General features: G+C 34.9%; 11 protein-coding genes, 2 tRNA genes and 1 pseudogene. 7 read left to right on the forward strand and 7 right to left on the reverse strand.

Going from position 1 to position 16366, the window contains the following annotated elements:
• Window positions 1-124 precede the first annotated feature (124 nt).
• The 3 genes and pseudogenes from ACFINA_RS07920 to ACFINA_RS07930 all read right to left on the reverse strand — a co-directional run bounded on the left by ACFINA_RS07920 (window position 125) and on the right by ACFINA_RS07930 (window position 2232).
• Entirely contained in the window at window positions 125-1336 is a 1212-nt protein-coding gene (locus ACFINA_RS07920) for an MFS transporter (protein WP_375606211.1), read from the reverse strand.
• A gap of 450 nt (window positions 1337-1786) precedes the next feature.
• Window positions 1787-1993, reverse strand: a pseudogene (locus ACFINA_RS07925) (hypothetical protein); the annotation flags it as partial.
• 26 nt (window positions 1994-2019) lie between these two features.
• Entirely contained in the window at window positions 2020-2232 is a 213-nt protein-coding gene (locus ACFINA_RS07930) for a hypothetical protein (RefSeq protein WP_375606210.1), read from the reverse strand.
• Between the two features lie 1098 nt (window positions 2233-3330).
• Between ACFINA_RS07930 and ACFINA_RS07935 the strand changes: the two genes are divergently transcribed.
• The 6 genes from ACFINA_RS07935 to ACFINA_RS07960 all read left to right on the forward strand — a co-directional run bounded on the left by ACFINA_RS07935 (window position 3331) and on the right by ACFINA_RS07960 (window position 9029).
• On the forward strand, window positions 3331-4521 hold the full coding sequence (locus ACFINA_RS07935; protein WP_375615384.1) for a hypothetical protein: 1191 nt from the start codon (window positions 3331-3333) through the stop codon (window positions 4519-4521).
• Window positions 4518-5723, forward strand: coding sequence for an ATP-grasp domain-containing protein (locus tag ACFINA_RS07940; protein WP_375606209.1), 1206 nt, complete (start codon window positions 4518-4520; stop codon window positions 5721-5723). Before ACFINA_RS07935 ends, ACFINA_RS07940 begins: the two co-directional genes overlap by 4 nt.
• A gap of 165 nt (window positions 5724-5888) precedes the next feature.
• A complete protein-coding gene (locus ACFINA_RS07945) occupies window positions 5889-6149 on the forward strand; it encodes a hypothetical protein (RefSeq protein WP_375606208.1) in 261 nt (86 codons plus the stop codon).
• On the forward strand, window positions 6115-6204 hold the full coding sequence (locus ACFINA_RS07950; protein WP_375606207.1) for a YqcI/YcgG family protein: 90 nt from the start codon (window positions 6115-6117) through the stop codon (window positions 6202-6204). The genes ACFINA_RS07945 and ACFINA_RS07950 overlap by 35 nt, the downstream gene beginning before the upstream one ends.
• Before the next feature lie 107 nt (window positions 6205-6311).
• Window positions 6312-6443, forward strand: coding sequence for a hypothetical protein (locus tag ACFINA_RS07955; RefSeq protein ID WP_375608756.1), 132 nt, complete (start codon window positions 6312-6314; stop codon window positions 6441-6443).
• 1365 nt (window positions 6444-7808) lie between these two features.
• Window positions 7809-9029: an MFS transporter gene (locus ACFINA_RS07960; protein WP_375615383.1), complete on the forward strand. Its 1221-nt coding sequence runs from the start codon at window positions 7809-7811 to the stop codon at window positions 9027-9029.
• Window positions 9030-9503: 474 nt separating this feature from the next.
• Here the strand turns inward: ACFINA_RS07960 and ACFINA_RS07965 are convergent.
• The 4 genes from ACFINA_RS07965 to rplU all read right to left on the reverse strand — a co-directional run bounded on the left by ACFINA_RS07965 (window position 9504) and on the right by rplU (window position 15898).
• Window positions 9504-9593, reverse strand: a tRNA-Ser gene (locus tag ACFINA_RS07965).
• A 1615-nt stretch (window positions 9594-11208) separates the two neighbouring features.
• A complete protein-coding gene (gene ptsP, locus ACFINA_RS07970) occupies window positions 11209-13740 on the reverse strand; it encodes a phosphoenolpyruvate--protein phosphotransferase (RefSeq protein ID WP_375606204.1) in 2532 nt (843 codons plus the stop codon).
• A gap of 1399 nt (window positions 13741-15139) precedes the next feature.
• Window positions 15140-15409: a 50S ribosomal protein L27 gene (gene rpmA, locus ACFINA_RS07975; protein ID WP_273723965.1), complete on the reverse strand. Its 270-nt coding sequence runs from the start codon at window positions 15407-15409 to the stop codon at window positions 15140-15142.
• 12 nt (window positions 15410-15421) lie between these two features.
• Window positions 15422-15898, reverse strand: coding sequence for a 50S ribosomal protein L21 (rplU, locus tag ACFINA_RS07980; RefSeq protein WP_375606203.1), 477 nt, complete (start codon window positions 15896-15898; stop codon window positions 15422-15424).
• Between the two features lie 285 nt (window positions 15899-16183).
• Between rplU and ACFINA_RS07985 the strand changes: the two genes are divergently transcribed.
• A tRNA-Ser gene (locus tag ACFINA_RS07985) sits at window positions 16184-16273 on the forward strand.
• The last annotated feature ends 93 nt before the right edge of the window (window positions 16274-16366 follow it).

Genomic DNA, 16366 nt, shown 5'->3' on the forward strand with positions numbered 1-16366 from the left:
TTTATGCTTTATTTATTAAGCACCAACTTTCCATTTGCTCACCACCCCTTTAAAAACAAAATGTGAAATGTGCTGCAGCGTAAATATTTATAAAATAGCGTATTTTACCACACTTAAAGCCAATTTATTGTTTTTCATGTTTATAAAACAGTACAATGAGAATTCCAACAAACGCAACAATGCTTTGAAAAAAATATATCGATTGAGGTGATATGCTACTGTTATCGCTTGCCATAATGAGATAGAATCCGAGGATCAAGCATCCAGAGATACCATTAAAACTTGCCTGCAATCTTCCTTGGTATTCAGGATCACAAGAGAGTTGTGATAAAGAAATCGAAAGAGCCCAACTCGAAAGTCCAAATCCAATCATAAAGTAAACAGGAAAAACAACAAAATTGTGTGTATTAACAGATAAAATAGCGAGGCCAATAGCCATAAAAGCTAATAAAATGGCTAATGTTTTCCTTATCGATAAAACTTTACAAAGAAGTGGTGAAAAAAACGCACCTGTCAATACGCCCATAGAATAAAGCACCTCAAATATTGCAAAGGTCCTGTTATCAGCATGTAAAACCTCTTGTATATAAGGAACGAGAATAACAGGAATGGTCATCAAAAGAGTCATAATAATCATCTGGCTTATATAAGGTACAAAAAGAGCCGGATTCTGTTTAAAATAATGAAGGGATGCTGTATAATTTTCCCACCAATTTTGCTGGTTTTGTTTTTTAGATCTTCGGTTTTTAGGTACCTTCATTACAAAATTAAATAAACCAGCAATGATAAAGAATATACCACCTATTAGAAGAGTTCCTTTTGTTCCTGCATAGGATAGTATAAATCCACTTAAGCCCATACCTACGATAGTGCCAAGTTCATAAACCATATCGATGGTTGCATTTGCATTGATGAGCTGTTCCTTCAGCACAATACTTTGAATTAGAGAAATAGCTGATGGCATATAAAAAGGGATAAAAATACCCAAAAGAGCAGATAAGACCATCAATTCAATTTTTATACCAAAATGCCAAAGCATTACCCAGCTTACGATTACCAAACCTCTCACAAGATTTGAAATAATAATCTGCGTTTTACGGTTATATTTATCTGCCAATATGCCAAAAATAGGCGCAAAAATAATGCCAGGCGTCCAAAGAAAAAGCATCATCAACGCTACACCACGGATTGAGCCCGTCTGATTGTAAGCGAGCCACGACAATGTAATATAATTTAGTCCACTTCCAAATGTAGCAAATAAGCCACTCAAAGTAAAATAGAGAAAAGTTCTATTTTCAAATAAAGCAATGCGTTCCTTCAAATTTGAAGTGAACATAAATTATCCTCTAAAATGAATCCCAGTCGATATGCATGATACATCCTGTTTAAAAACAGGCATTCTTACAATTTTCATTTTAGATCATTAAATTTAAGAAAGCAAAATTTCTTTTTTGAGGCTTTTACAATCTTTGTGCTGTTGTATGATTAATTCTTCTATGAAAACAGAACATTTATGGACAAAAACAAATTTAATATTTTATGTGCGTTTTATTCAGAAGCTACACCTTTATACATATGTGAAACAATTTTACGGTATGGAAGCTGCACTCACATCATTGCCCTTATTATTCCGTGCATTAAAATATGCTCGAGTATACTCCTCCATGTCGTTCTTCTATCATCACACTTTGGCTCTAAAAGAATAAACACACTATTATCCTCACGATAAATATTGATAACTTTTCTATTCCTCTTCTCTAAATCTTTTAAAACAAGCCCATTACAGTTAGCTTTCCAAATAAATTTTTTCAATAAAAGAGAGTTTTTCTTCGTATTTTAAGTTTAAACCATCCCTTTTCTGCAACCGTTCCAGTATAGTAATGGGCGGTAAATGAAGATAAAATGTAATATGAGGTCTTAGAATAGATTGATTTAATTTAAAGGCACTTTCAACAGAAAGCTCTCGAGCATAAAAATAAGCAAGACTAGAATAAACATATCGATCCTAATTAATAAATTTTACGATGACGTTAAGGAAGGTTCAATAATTTCAAGCGTATGTTTGCGTCTATCTGTCGCTGATAAGAGTGCTAAAAGCAACGGATCAATTGCTTTTCCATTATCTAAGTAATCTCTAATTTCTGGATTATTTCTATACCAATAACTGGGTTGAAAAGTTTGTATTATATGTTTTTCTGTTGAGTAATGGCGAGAAATTTCTTTGAAGACCACATGGAATTATAAACTTTTTTATCAAAATACATTTTGTCTATATACTTTCCATAAGTTAAATTGTTTTATGTCTGAAATCTCTTAATGTTTAATAAGGTGTTTTTTTTACTCGTCTCTAAACAGAAAAACACAATACTCCCGCATTTTGTATAACTTATTAACTTTATGATAAATGGCGGTATATCGACTTAGTTTTAAGATAAGGTTATATTTTAGACAACTTAAAATGAGATTAAGTATTTGTAAAAAATATATTTTTTGATCACACTCCATAACCTGCCATTTTTTAACGAATTCTAGTAGAGTTTCCGAGGATTACTCCTATAGCGTCGTGTAAGTGTAGAGAAATGAGTTCGATCTCAGTATTTATTGTCCCTAAGAGCTGGTAGTAGATTCCGCTACATAGGAATCTAATGAAATCAACTCTATCTTTTCTCAAACCACTTCCCTCGCTATAAGCATTTGATATCCGATTCCGTTAAAAAGCAGCAGAGCAATTCTTGGAAAACATCGCTGAGATATTGAAATATGCCTAGCAAAAGCTTTTGAATCAAATGTTTCGCTATATTCATAAACTGAAACTAAGAATATTATAATAAGCCCTCAAACAACGACGACGCCAAAATCAGCCGTAATAAAGCCTCCTAAAACTGAACCAATAATACCTTCTCTCTATAAAAAGACTACTATGTAAAGGTTTTAATACAATACCTTAGCGCTAATGCCATAAATGTTTCTGATAGATAACGAAGTTTATTGTCACAACAACATCTAACAACGGTCAATAGAAAAACCTCAACCTTGAGTATAAACAAAATCAACTTGAAAGTGCAAAATATATCTCTAGGACATAGTCCCTTATTGGCAAGCCCCCTGCCAAGAAACACAGTAAAAATACCAGCCTCCATCCTACTCATTCTCCTGAAAATAAGCTATCTCTACCATAAACATCAGCGTTCAATTTTTCCTACCGAAAAAACTTGACATGCACAGCAATACATGTACACGTTTATAGCTTTTGAACATGTATGCTGATTTATAATACTGTGTGTTTTGAAGAGATTCTGAAATGGGGGGGATAATGTGCACAAACAACTGATGTTTCGGTTTTATGGGCTTGTTGTCCTGCTGTATCTTTCTGATATGGTTTTATTTTTAAGTAATCTTTGGAATGCTTATCGCATAACATCCTCATCGGTTTTCCTAGGCGTAACCATGGCTTTAGGCACCCTTATGCCCTATCTTTTGAAAAAAAGCGGACTTGTGCACATTAAAGCCTCACTGCGGTTGATCGATTTATACAAAAGGCGGATCATTATCTATAGCCTTCTTTTATTGATTGCTCTTTTCCATTACGCTGATTCCCCCTTTGGTTTTATCGCTGTCTCTATCTCTATCGGCTATCTCTCTTTGATTACCTTAAGCACACTCGAGACTTATAATACTAAACTAGCACTTAGTGGTTATATTAGCGCCCAAAAGGCTTCCCGAATTATGCAAACAGTGGTGCAAATTGGCGCTTTTTTGGGAGCAGCACTAAGTGGTTATCTCTCAGAAGCGACCAGCCCTCGAGGGGCAGCGGCTGAAATCGGTTATAATGGTTTGATTGTGACACTTTGTGTGTTTGACATCATTATAAGCCTTATAGCCGGATATATTATATTTTGCGATGAATACAACGCTACAGATACCACAGCACTTGCAACAGGTAAGAAGCCAGCACCTACACCGCAAGCGGATGGACTCTCCCGTGAGCTTAAACTTTTATGCGTCTGCATAGGACTTATTGGCTTTCATATTTGCGCTTATAATACGCTGGCAACCATTCTTTTTCAGAGTGTGAAAAATTTTGGCTCTGAATACTATGGGCTTTGCAGTGCGGTTGCGGGCATGGGCGCTTTTTTGGCTGCTTTTATCAAAATCCCTCGTTTTGAATTTATTCTCCCAGCCCTTATGTTGAGCGTAGCTGATCTTATTTTTAGCACCACACAATCGCCCTATTTAGCTGTGGCCTTTTGCTTTTTTATTGGTTTTTCAATGAATACCATGCGAATTAATGCCCGCAAACATACGATTGAAGCCACCAAAACAGAGGCTCAAGCAGAGCTGGTGGGAAGCTATAGCGGCATGCTTTATACTCTCTCCCAGTCGGCAGGTTATGTTATCCTTGGTCTTCTTACAAGCTCTGCCCTTATGGGTCCTCAAGCAGCTGTTTATCTTCTGCCCCTTATAGGATTGATAATCTTTATTTATGTTCTTTTCCTTTTATCACAGCGGAACAAAGTATGAGAAAACCTATTCTTATTGTCGACCCTTTCTCCACAGGTGCCCTCTATGGCCCTGCTTTGCAAAAATTAGGCTATGCTTGTTATGGTGTTGTCTCTCAAGCAGCATCTTTTTCACACTTTATGCTTTCTTATCAGGGAAAGGGCATGGCAGAAACGAAGCTTCATAGTGTAGATGAGATAAAGAAACGCTTTCCTATCGGCACGATAGAGGCTGTAATAGCGGGTGCCGAAAGAGGTATCTATTGTGCAGAGCAATTGGCGGCTTATTATGGTTGTCTTGGGAATAACCCCTTGACTACCGATTGGCGACGGAAAAAAGCAGCGATGCAAAAACGCCTTTGTGAAAATGGTTTATCTTACATCCGATCAAAGATTCTTACAAAAAACGATTGTACTTTCGATGGTTTTGAAAGCCACAGCGGCTATGTGGTAAAGCCAAATGATTCTGCAGGGAGTGATGGTGTTTTATTTTTCTCTAATCTTGAGGAAGTAGTAATGTGGACCTCTGAAATAGACTGGAAGAAAAAAAATATTTTTGGCGCACCTAACGAGGCCTATTTGCTCCAAGAAAGATTGGAGGGAGAAGAATACATCGTCGATGCCGTTGTAAAGGGAGAGGCTATAAAAATATGTAGTTTGTCACGATATAAAAAAGGTATTCATAATGGAAGTACTTTTGTTTATGAAACACTTGATGTGCTTGATTCTCAAGATCCCTCTTATGCCCCTCTTATCTCTTATGCAAAACAATGCATTCGCGCGCTGGGGATTGAATATGGACCTGCGCATATGGAAATCATGCAAACAGCTCGTGGTCCAGTGATGATCGAAGTAGGAGCCCGCCTCCACGGAGGAATTGCACCCACCTTGTTCGCGCATTGCTATGAAGATGGTTTACTTGAAAGCTCCGTTAACCTTATTGCAGGCGTGTTTTCGCAAACACCAAGTCGCTTTAAGAAAAAAGGGCGTATTATCTTCCTTATCAACGAGATCGACGGTCATATTATAAAAGATGTTAACGTATGGCGGCAAAAGCTTTATTCCTGGGAAAATGTGGTTCATTTTATGCTCTTTTTTAAAGAAAACGAGCCCCTCCCCCTAACCATCGATTTAAATACCTGCCCAGCTATTATAGCAATTTGGGGACACAGTGATGATGAATTATCAGCTTTGGAGAGGATCATTCGTAGCAATTTCTTATAAAATACAGCAATGGGGAGGAAAACATGGATTCAGAAGCGCAAATAATTGAAAATATAGACAAATATTAAAAATGGAAGCAAGTCATTTTTAAAGAATTCAATGCAACCATGAATAACACAATTAGGCCTTTTCTGCCTATTTGGTGTAAATGGATACTCAAAAAATATGCTTAGATTTGGGTTCTACAACAAGCTAACCTCAAAAAATATGATGGAAGACCTGATAACTTATTGCGATAATTATAAAAGTTTTGGAAAGAACACATCTTTTATCGCATTCGAGGAGCCAGCCCCATACAAAGTATCGAAGTTTATAGAGAAAAATTCTGATCTATGCTTAAAAATTTGCGAGATTTTGACAACCGAGAATGACCTAAGTATATACAAAAAATATGTACAATCGTCTATGGGAGTTCTGCTTTCATAGCGAACCTATATTCATAGTTTGCAATACCCCGTCTTATATAAACAGAATTAAGTAAGTTCTATATTTATGTTAACTTTCCAGCTTAAGTGTTTTTTCTGATCTTCTCTCTACAGAACAAAATGCATTCTCGTTATAGGAAAAAAGCTTGAACCTTTTGATATTATCACAAAATCTCCTTTTTTAGGAAAATATGGCGAACCCCAAAATAGAGAATGGACGCAATATTTTCTGCAAAACAACACTATTGAATCCCTACCTTACTCATATCATTTAATGAAACACGATAATGACTAAGTTTTCTAAAATTAAATTAAATAAAAATATTTATGATATATTAAAAATTATGCTGCCAAAACAAGGCTCTATAAAGATACAAAGGGATTTTCCAAAAAAATACGCGATTGACATATTCACAAGGTCGATGAAATTCTCTTGAATTATAGAGGGAGATATATGATTGTTTTTCTAATTGTGACAGCACACAAATTTCGTGATTTATTTTGCCCATTAGAAAATATTGGTTAGTTGAGTAAGTTTTAAAATACATAGCATTCCGTATAATGTAGTGTGTATGTATAAAACTTCTCAGGATGATCGTGTTAATAGCAATGTTTAAGGGGGCTTTTTTTGGAAAGATTTTACAGCAATTACGAGTATCTCTAGAATGAAAAGCGCTGATTTTTAGAACAGAGAGAAACATTGATTATAACAGTTTATTAGGCTAAACGCAGAATATTTATCCTAATGATTGATGGTTAATTGTAACGGAATAGTTTTTTGATAATCATAAAGAAAAATGTATAGAGCGTGTTTCTTTTAGTTAAGGAAGAGTATTGCTCATTTTTCTTTCTAAAAGTAAGCAAATTCAAAGATAATTTTTTGTTCTTGTAGTGGTGAGAAAATAATTGTTGAATTCAGTGAAGGGAAGATTCCTATAGATTGTTACAAAGTTTAATAAAAGTTGGAATACTTAAAAATTCTCAGTTCCTATAATGATTTAAGAATACCAGATTAGGATACGGAGAATTCAAGAGCTCAAAACTTTGTGATAATATTGGTTTAGAATTACATCTTGTTCATTCAGACGAGATGAGCTCGTTATTATATGTCACAGAAACATAGAGGTGGAGAATTTTAAAAAAGCTTATTCAGAATCTGACTTAAAGGTTATTGGAACTTTAACAGTAAGATTGGTTTTGTCTCATGTTGCTCAAAAATTAGCAACCAATCTTGTTGTGACTAGACTAAATTTGGAAGATCTGCTCACTGAATATTTTTATAATATTATGAAATGATAAAATATTAATATTTCTTCTTGTACCGTACATGAAGCCGGTGCTATTTGTATTTATTATCCGTTGCACCATTGTCCGAAATATATTTTAAGTGGTTGTCACTTGAAATATGCCTTGGGAAATTATTTGGCAAGAGAGCGTACCTATATGTATTGGAAAGTAATTTCCTATTATTTGTCTCAATCTATGCGTACAACGTTACCAAGTATAGAATTCATGCTGACAGATGACTTGCGAAAAATAAGTGCCTATAACGCATTTAGACTAAAATTTTACGAAAAACTGGAATTTAGTCCCGAACCATATTCGATAATGGAGAAAATCATAAAATGGCTTGAGTCTCTATTTAAGAGGGAAGAGGCTATTGCGTAATTCTGTGTTTCTTATGATTGTGATTGGTTGTTTGACGAGTTTTTGTGCTAGTGGTGTATTATCTATTGGCCTTTCTTTGTTACAATTCCAAGATACAACAGGAAAAGCGTCTGCTACTTTAAATGTCGTTAATTTAATCGCAATTGGAATTGCTGGTTTATGTTTGGGAAATGTGTTGGCGCACTATCAAGGCTTTATAATTGGGTTTTATAGTCAAATTATTTGCGCTTATTTATTGTCTTTCTTATTATTTATGAACAATCCGGTGCTTATTTTATTTGTATTTTTTTTACTTTCTCTCTTGATGGGGGCTGATAATCCAAATAACAATAGTGCCTTGAATCTGCTGGTTCCAGCTCCCAAACAAAAAGCTGGAATTTTTGCATTTTATACTAGTTGCTGTCAGTTTTTTGTTATTATATCCCCGTTGCTTATATATTTTATAATTGCGCATTTGGGGCACAAAATAGCCATAGCCTTTATTGTATTTATCTATCTTTTGAATGCCAGCTTATGGTTTCGTATAAAGTCTATACAACACCTAAACAGAGTAAAAGAGCTATTAAAAAAGCCATCTCAAAAGGCTTATGGAGTTGGTTTTAGATGCCTTTGGCGGATTTCTGCGTTGCGGTTTTTAACGATTAATCGTATTTTGAATAATTCTCTCTATACGGGGCCTATTGTTTTATTGCCACTTGCTCTTGCTTCTATAACATCAGATAACATAAAATTTACAGCTATTCAAAATTCTATTTTTGCTTTGTCAGCACTGGGTTTTGTGATCAATGGTCTTATCTCATCTTATTATTTACGGAAATTTCCATCTTTAATTCGTTTTTTTGTATGGGGGGCACCGGCTTTTGCCGTGATCGCAATCTCTTTTGTTTTATATTTAAATTTTACTCAATATTCCCTTTATATTATGGGGTTTTTATTAGGTATTGGGCAATTTTATTTTAGGGTATCGGGAATAACGATTGGACAAGCTATCACACCTAGTGAAAATTTAGCCGAGGTTATTTTAGCAGGCGATGCCAGTGTGCGCATTATAACAGCTTTATTCTCTATTGTGCTTTTATATGCAGGAAAATTTTTTTCATTTTCTATATTATACGTCCTGTGTGTATTTATAGGCTTTTGCGCCCCTTTATTTATTTTGCACGGACTATCTATTTACATACAAAGCTTAGAGATAAAAGAAAGTGCCGCATGAATGATGTTCAATTATTATATTACGTCAGCCTTTTTTTGATTATCGTATAGATAAAAATTTTGTACAAATATTCATGACATTAATTTTAAATGAGCACATTGCGTGAAAAAAGCTGAGGTATTCGTTATCTCTGATGTGGATAAAACGCATTTAGCCCGTTAATCAACAAAATTGCAAATAGCACTATGATCACCATTAATTCTAAAAGCTCTACCAGAAGTTAGTGATAATGGCAAAAATCCTTTAATGATATTTGAAGAGATCGTTTATGCTAGATCAGGTTATCTAAAGATCGAGAGAAGAGGAGCTTAGAAATTATAAAATTGATGAAAATTCAATAGTAATTTCTAAGTGTACATAATGACAGGCATAGATCGGCACGAACTAGTCAATTTCAAACAATAAAAAATCCTGCAAATGCTGAGCTTTTTAAACTATGTCATATCAAGCATATGAAAGTTCGTTTTAAATTAATGGCGGAGAGAGAGGGATTCGAACCCTCGATATGGTTTCCCATATACACGCGTTCCAGGCGTGCGCCTTCAACCACTCGGCCACCTCTCCAGAAGTTTGCACTATACCCAGAAAGAAATAACGTGCAAGTCTAAACTATACATTCAAAACCCAAAAAACAAATTCATTTATTAAAATAAGAGCTTTTATCTGTTGAATAACAAGCACATCTCTTCTTTTTAAGAAAAAACTTTTTTCGTGGATAGGTTTGTAGAATACAATAATGGGAATAAAAAGATTGTCACCAGTTATAAACTTTCATGCTCATTTACGCACTTTCTGCTTCACAAAAAAATACTTCTCTTAAAATTGGCATACAGTCCATGGTTTTACGCAACCAAATAATTAAATATTTCTCGCTTCACAGCATTGATTACCCTAATAATAAATAGAATAATAACGATATGAACTTCTTATATCCCTAATATTAAAATTGTTTATTCAGATAATAAATTTCATTTCAATAAAATCATTCTCGACCTCCTTCTTGCCTCCAAGGATGAAAATCCTTAATCACTATAACTTTGATTACAAACAACTCTCTCTTGAAATGAGATCTACCAGCTAATCACTTTTATGTTTCAGACAATATATAACATATTGATTTATAATGATGAACCATCGTTTACACATCATAAAAACCTCGAATATCGTAATTTTTTCTCACCATAACTCCTTTCATATTGAATTAATTAAAATCACTTGCTTAATAGGAAGGGATGGTATGTGGGGGGAGAACATTTTAAGAGAGGATAAGTGGCTCTTATGCATTTTCTCAAATAGCACGAATTTTTGCAACATTGAGAGCTGTAAAATAGTGTGACGGTGTCAGTTTTCTCTTTCATAGGATCCATAATAAGCCCTACTCTAAATCCTCTACTCAATTTCACACTTCTATATTTAGTTGATACTAAAGAAAATAAAATTCAGACAAAAAACTTTGCATTTTTAATTTAATATGTATGAATATATCTTATTTTCTGAAATGAAAAAATAGTCTCGTTTTGATCAAATACAAAATCATAAAAATGCAAACCTGTTTTCATTTTTACCATATACTTTTAAATTCAGCTTTACAGTTTTCAAAATATCTAAAGTAATCTCAATTATTTAAAAGAGATTACGTATTACTTCATACTTTTGATTATCGCATTCTTTAAGCGTGATATGGTCTCATCACAAAACAGAATACTCTAAAAATACTATTTTCTTTCTCATCCACACGTTTGTTAAAAAACATCTCTTAAAGCTTGTCACATCTAACTCATACGGTGTCTATGAATGGTATAAAATCTATTGGATAGCATCATCTTTCCTTAAATAAAAAGGAAAAGCCAAGTAACATCACGCTATTTATCGCCTAATGTTACAATATCTATTGCTATTTGAGAGAATGCATAAAAGGAATTTATTCTTTCTTAGAGTGTTTTTATCTATACATTACTCCTCTTTGTAATGTATAAAAGAATAATTTTTATTAATTTAATATAGAGAAATTTAAAACGAGAAAACCCTACAATATTCAGGGTTCTCATTATGTAAAACGATAAATTACCATTATAAATTAATATGCTGCCTATAATCGTCCTAAAGGATAATGTTTTACAGCACTAAAAATCTGATTAGTCTGCAAAATGAGCTCGTTCTTTCCCCTTAATGTTCTTTATCACCTTATATCCTTGCTTAGAGCACGTACAGCTCGTGCAGTTTCACATTGTAATGCTTTTTGTGCTAAAATTTTCATATCTTCAAAACTATGAGTCTGTAAATACGCCTTTACTGGAGAAATATCGCAAGATATCATAGAAAGCTCATTAATTCCCAATCCAGTCAAAATCATTGCACCAAAAGGATCTCCAGCCATACCACCACATACACTAACCCAACACTTATTTTGTGCAGCTCCCTGAATAGTCTGATAAATCATACGCAAAACTGCTGGATCAAGGCTATCAGCTTCAGACACAAGGTACGGATTTTGCCGATCAACAGCCATTGTATACTGTGTTAGGTCATTGGTTCCAATTGAAAAAAAATCAACATGGGCGCTCAATACATCTGCCATAATGGCCGCTGCTGGAACTTCGATCATAATACCAAGTTTTAATTTTGGTGCATCAATATCGTTGCGGATTTCCTCTGCAATCTTTTTTAGAGCAACAATCTCTGAAACAGACATGACCATCGGAAACACAATCCATAGATCTCCACCCTCTTTTGCTGCTCGATATAAAGCACGTAATTGAGGCACCAAAAGATCACGTCGACGTAACAAAAGCCGCGTTCCTCGAACACCTAAAAAAGGATTGTCCTCTTTAGATAAATGTAAATGCGTAACCTGTTTATCTCCACCAATATCAAGTGCACGAATAATTAATGGCTTATCTCCTACAGCTGTAATCATCGCCCGATATATATTAAATTGTAGCTCTTCATCCGGAATATATGGATTCTCTAAAAACAAAAATTCCGTGCGCATAAGTCCAACACCTTCAGCCCCCAAATCAAGCGCAACAGGAACCTGATTTGCGTAGTTGACATTAGCCATGATACGAATTCTTTGACCATCTGTCGTTTGCGCTGGTAATCTACACGCACTTATTTCACTGACACGTTTTTGCGCAACAGTATCAATATGCCTTTGAGCATCTTCAACGTCTTCAAGCGTAGGATCAAGGTAAATAAACCCGTTATCGCCATCAATAATAGCCTGAATATCAGACTGAATTGCTAAAATATCATCACCTGCAGCAACAACCATTGGAATACCAAGAGTACGCGCCAAAATAGCTGTATGAGATAACGGACCTCCCCATGCTGTTGCTAATCCTTTTACCCTTGTACAATCAAGTTGTGCTACATCAGAAGGAGAAAGGTCATTTGTAACCAGAATTACACCATGTGGAATATCATTTAAAAAGAACGATCTATAGGATGGATTGATTTCACCTAAAACACGTCGACCAACATCAACTAAATTAACAGCACGTGCTGCTAACAAAGGATTATCTACCTTAAAAAACATATCTGAAAATTGATGAACCGCTCTATCCCAAGACCAAGCGACACCATGACCTTCCGCTATAAAACGACAAGCTTGAGCTATTAAATTTTCATCTTCAAGCAAAACCATTTGCGCAGAAAAAATCGCAGCAGAATCTGCTCCCATACGCACTGTAATATCAGAAATCACAGATGCCATTTTATGTTTTGTTTTTGTAAGAGCATTTTCAAGACATGCTGCACCAGCTGCAAAATCAATTGGCTGATCTATTATGGAAATATCATTTTGCTTTAAAACAAAAATCTTACCAAATGCTAATCCTGAACTCGCTCCAACACCAGAAATGCCTTTTTGCATAGAGCGTGGATACCAACCATGAAAAGCCTTTGTTTGAGATTCCATTGCTCTCATCAGACATTTTTCGCTAATACTCACTTTTTTTGCAATAGCAATGGCATCATTGAGAAGTTGTGCTCCTTCTGCAGCATCTGTAGAAAAAATCAGAACATCACCGTTTTTTGCTCCTAATTGCAATAAACCAACTAAATTTTTCATTTCAACGGTATATTGACCATGGCGAACTCTGATAGAGCTTTGAGCCTTTTTCGCAAAATCAACCCAAAGAGAAGCTGGTCGTGCATGAAGACCACTTGGATAATCTAAAATCCATTCCTGACACACCGAAAGGTCACCAATAAAAGTTTTTTCTATCTTCATATTTTTGTCAAACAAAGTTGTAACAATTTGCTGCTTGTCCATAGTTGTTGCAAGTACTTCAAGCTGTTTTTTATCAAATAAAAGAGACGTCAATTTTTTACAAATTTCTCTATAGCGATCTGGACACGCTGCAATGGCAATAACCAAATATGCTTTCTTGCCATCCTGCCACTCAACACCAGCAGGAACCTGTATAACAGCAACAGCATCCTTGATAATTAAATCACGATTTTCAGCCATACCATGAGGAATGGCTATACCATTTCCAAGCCAAGTATTGGTTGTTTCTTCACGTGCCAGCATACTTGCCAGATAACATTTATCAACGGCACCAACCTGCACAAGCAATTCAGCAGCAGCATAAATTGCATCATTTTTATGATCAAAAGCAGCTGCAAGTTTTACAGATCTTATAGACAAGATTTCACCATCAGTAAAATCTACATTCATTGCTTCTGCTTTCTCATATCTCATCATGAATTCAAATTGCCTCACATTTGAACACCAATATCTCTGATAAATTCCTTTTCAAAGCTGCATTTCCCAAAATACAAGCTATAAATACCACCACAGCTTTATTTATATTTTACGGAATATAGCTAAGTGAGGTGCTTAAATACCTCAATGTAACCGCTAAAACAATTGGATATTATTATCTAGCCAAGTGCTTAAAATCATCATAAGCAAGTCTGCCTCTTACTCTTTTACTTTACAAAGACAAAAAAACCGTTTTTTACAGCACCAATCACCTGAAAAACTATGCTTTCAAAACGTTCTCATTATCCTAAGTTATTCAACATAACTTTCCATTATTCTCCCTACAAGAAAGCATCCTTCCCAATCATCCGTAACTTCAGCTAATATTTTAATTGATTCCTCAAAGTTTATTTAACCTATTATCCCTCTTTATAAATTCATTACATAATTACAAATTGCTCCATGCAACTTATCATCTTTAAAATTCCGTACTGCCCATCTTATGATATCAAACTCTCGATATATAATATTTATATATTTTAAGCTACACCTTTACTTCAATCAATATCGCAAATACACAATGCCCTCTGTCGCACATTTGCAAAGTACGACACCCTCAAGCACCATCACCAACTACTAAAATCAAGAAAAACTCTACAAATAAGATAAATAAAGTAAAAAATGAAAAGCAGTTATTGCCTTAACCCTAGCTTTTATGCTTGTTTATTTTCAACAATACACAATAATAGTGAAATCAGAAAAAATATTCTTGAAGGGCGCTGATTGCACGTTAGTTATTTTTATATCTTTAAACACCGTCCTCCTTAAAAATATAATTTCACTCTCGATTTACCGAAAATTCCTTAATACACGTCACTTTCAAAGTAGTTTTGACTGCCTTCTTATGGATTTTTTTATCCTTATGTCTTTTTAAATGAATAGCCCCACCTATCCACACTACCACCTAAAAACAGTATGACAACTCATCAATACCACAATGCCGATAAAAAGACCCATCTTTATCAAAATGATTACATAAAGAATGCTCTCATTAAATTTCTCATAATTTTCTGAAAACAAACTGCTTCTCTTATAAGAAATTACTCGACACTTCTTTATACATAAAAAGAAAATCTCTCCTCACTATTATTATACAGAAACTTATCAACAAATTCTATCATAATATCAATATGTTCAGAACTAAATACTAACATAACAACGCACAAACTTTTTCCCTCATTGAGAAAAGTAATTTCCCCAATTCTACCTTTTATCTTCTACATTTATTATAGTACCAACGCAAAAAGGGAAAGATGAGATTCATCTTTCCCTTTTAATACTTATAAAACCACAACTACAATTCAATGAAATCCTGTTTATGGCTAGAGAGTGTTACAGATTACTCTGCTGCCTCCACCATAGGAATGACTGAAACATAGGAACGATTACCCGCTTTGCGTTGAAAAGAAACCTTTCCATTTGATAATGCAAAAAGCGTATGGTCTTTTCCAATGCCGACATTGTTTCCAGGATGCCAACGTGTACCACGCTGGCGAATAATAATATTTCCGGCAATAACGGTTTCACCACCAAATTTTTTAACGCCTAGACGTTTCGATTCTGAATCACGACCATTACGCGAGGAACCACCAGCTTTTTTATGTGCCATAGACGCTCTCCTTTAATCTTTCTTACTCTTTGATGCTACAGATACTTTCTTCTGCGACGCAGTCTTTTTTTCAACCGTTTTTTTAGCCGTCTTCTCAACAGAAGCAGAAGCTTTTGTTTCTTTTGGTGTAGTTTCTTCTTTTATAGGTTTCTCAGCAACTTTTTTAGGTTTTGAACCACCCATTAAAATTTCTAAAACACGAAGCCTCGTAAACTCTTGACGATGGCCACGCGTGCGTTTAGAATTTTGACGACGGCGCTTCTTAAATGCGATAACCTTGCGCCCACGTGCCTGTTCTAAAATCTCAGCTGTCACCAATGCATCAGCAACGACAGGGGTACCAATAACCGCATTACCTTCTTGCCCAACCATTAATATGTCATTGAATTCAACTACATCACCCGCATTTCCACTAACTTTTTCAACTTTTACCACTTGATTAGCAACAATGCGGTATTGCTTACCACCAGTTTTAATGACTGCGAACATTTTTTATCCTTCCGTTCACTCCAGCTCTTATTTAATTTCTGCCTTGAAATAAGGGAAAATAGGCTGCTTTTTATCAGTCGTAATAGATCTCAAAGAAGGATAAAACCTTCTTCAACACAAATATGCGCAGATTTCCCCACGCTTATATTTTGTATATATGAAGGAATTTCTATTCTCTGTCAATAAAGTCCCATAAAAAAGAAAAAAAGGTTGTACCAAAAACAATTGAAGGTTATCTACCTCTTATACACTCAAATAATACCGATTTTTGTTTCACTTTATTATGGAGAGATGGCTGAGTGGTTGAAAGCACCGCACTCGAAATGCGGCATAGAGGCAACTCTATCGGGGGTTCAAATCCCTCTCTCTCCGCCACAGTTTATAAAGCGATTGTAGCTTGCCAGCAGGTTTTGTATATTTTGCCACTAGGTTTTGTACCAATTCATTTTTTTTCAAAGAGTTTTAAAG

Source organism: Bartonella sp. AC10YNML (assembly GCF_042196825.1).
In the GTDB taxonomy this organism is placed as follows: domain Bacteria; phylum Pseudomonadota; class Alphaproteobacteria; order Rhizobiales; family Rhizobiaceae; genus Bartonella.

Coding starts and splice junctions, on each gene's coding strand:
- rplU (WP_375606203.1), bottom strand. CDS start 15,898: ATGTTCGCAGTCATTAAAACTGGTGGTAAGCAATACCGCATTGTTGCT.
- ACFINA_RS07950 (WP_375606207.1), top strand. CDS start 6,115: ATGTACAATCGTCTATGGGAGTTCTGCTTTCATAGCGAACCTATATTC.
- ACFINA_RS07935 (WP_375615384.1), top strand. CDS start 3,331: ATGTTTCGGTTTTATGGGCTTGTTGTCCTGCTGTATCTTTCTGATATG.
- ACFINA_RS07945 (WP_375606208.1), top strand. CDS start 5,889: ATGCTTAGATTTGGGTTCTACAACAAGCTAACCTCAAAAAATATGATG.
- rpmA (WP_273723965.1), bottom strand. CDS start 15,409: ATGGCACATAAAAAAGCTGGTGGTTCCTCGCGTAATGGTCGTGATTCA.
- ACFINA_RS07920 (WP_375606211.1), bottom strand. CDS start 1,336: ATGTTCACTTCAAATTTGAAGGAACGCATTGCTTTATTTGAAAATAGA.
- ptsP (WP_375606204.1), bottom strand. CDS start 13,740: ATGATGAGATATGAGAAAGCAGAAGCAATGAATGTAGATTTTACTGAT.
- ACFINA_RS07940 (WP_375606209.1), top strand. CDS start 4,518: ATGAGAAAACCTATTCTTATTGTCGACCCTTTCTCCACAGGTGCCCTC.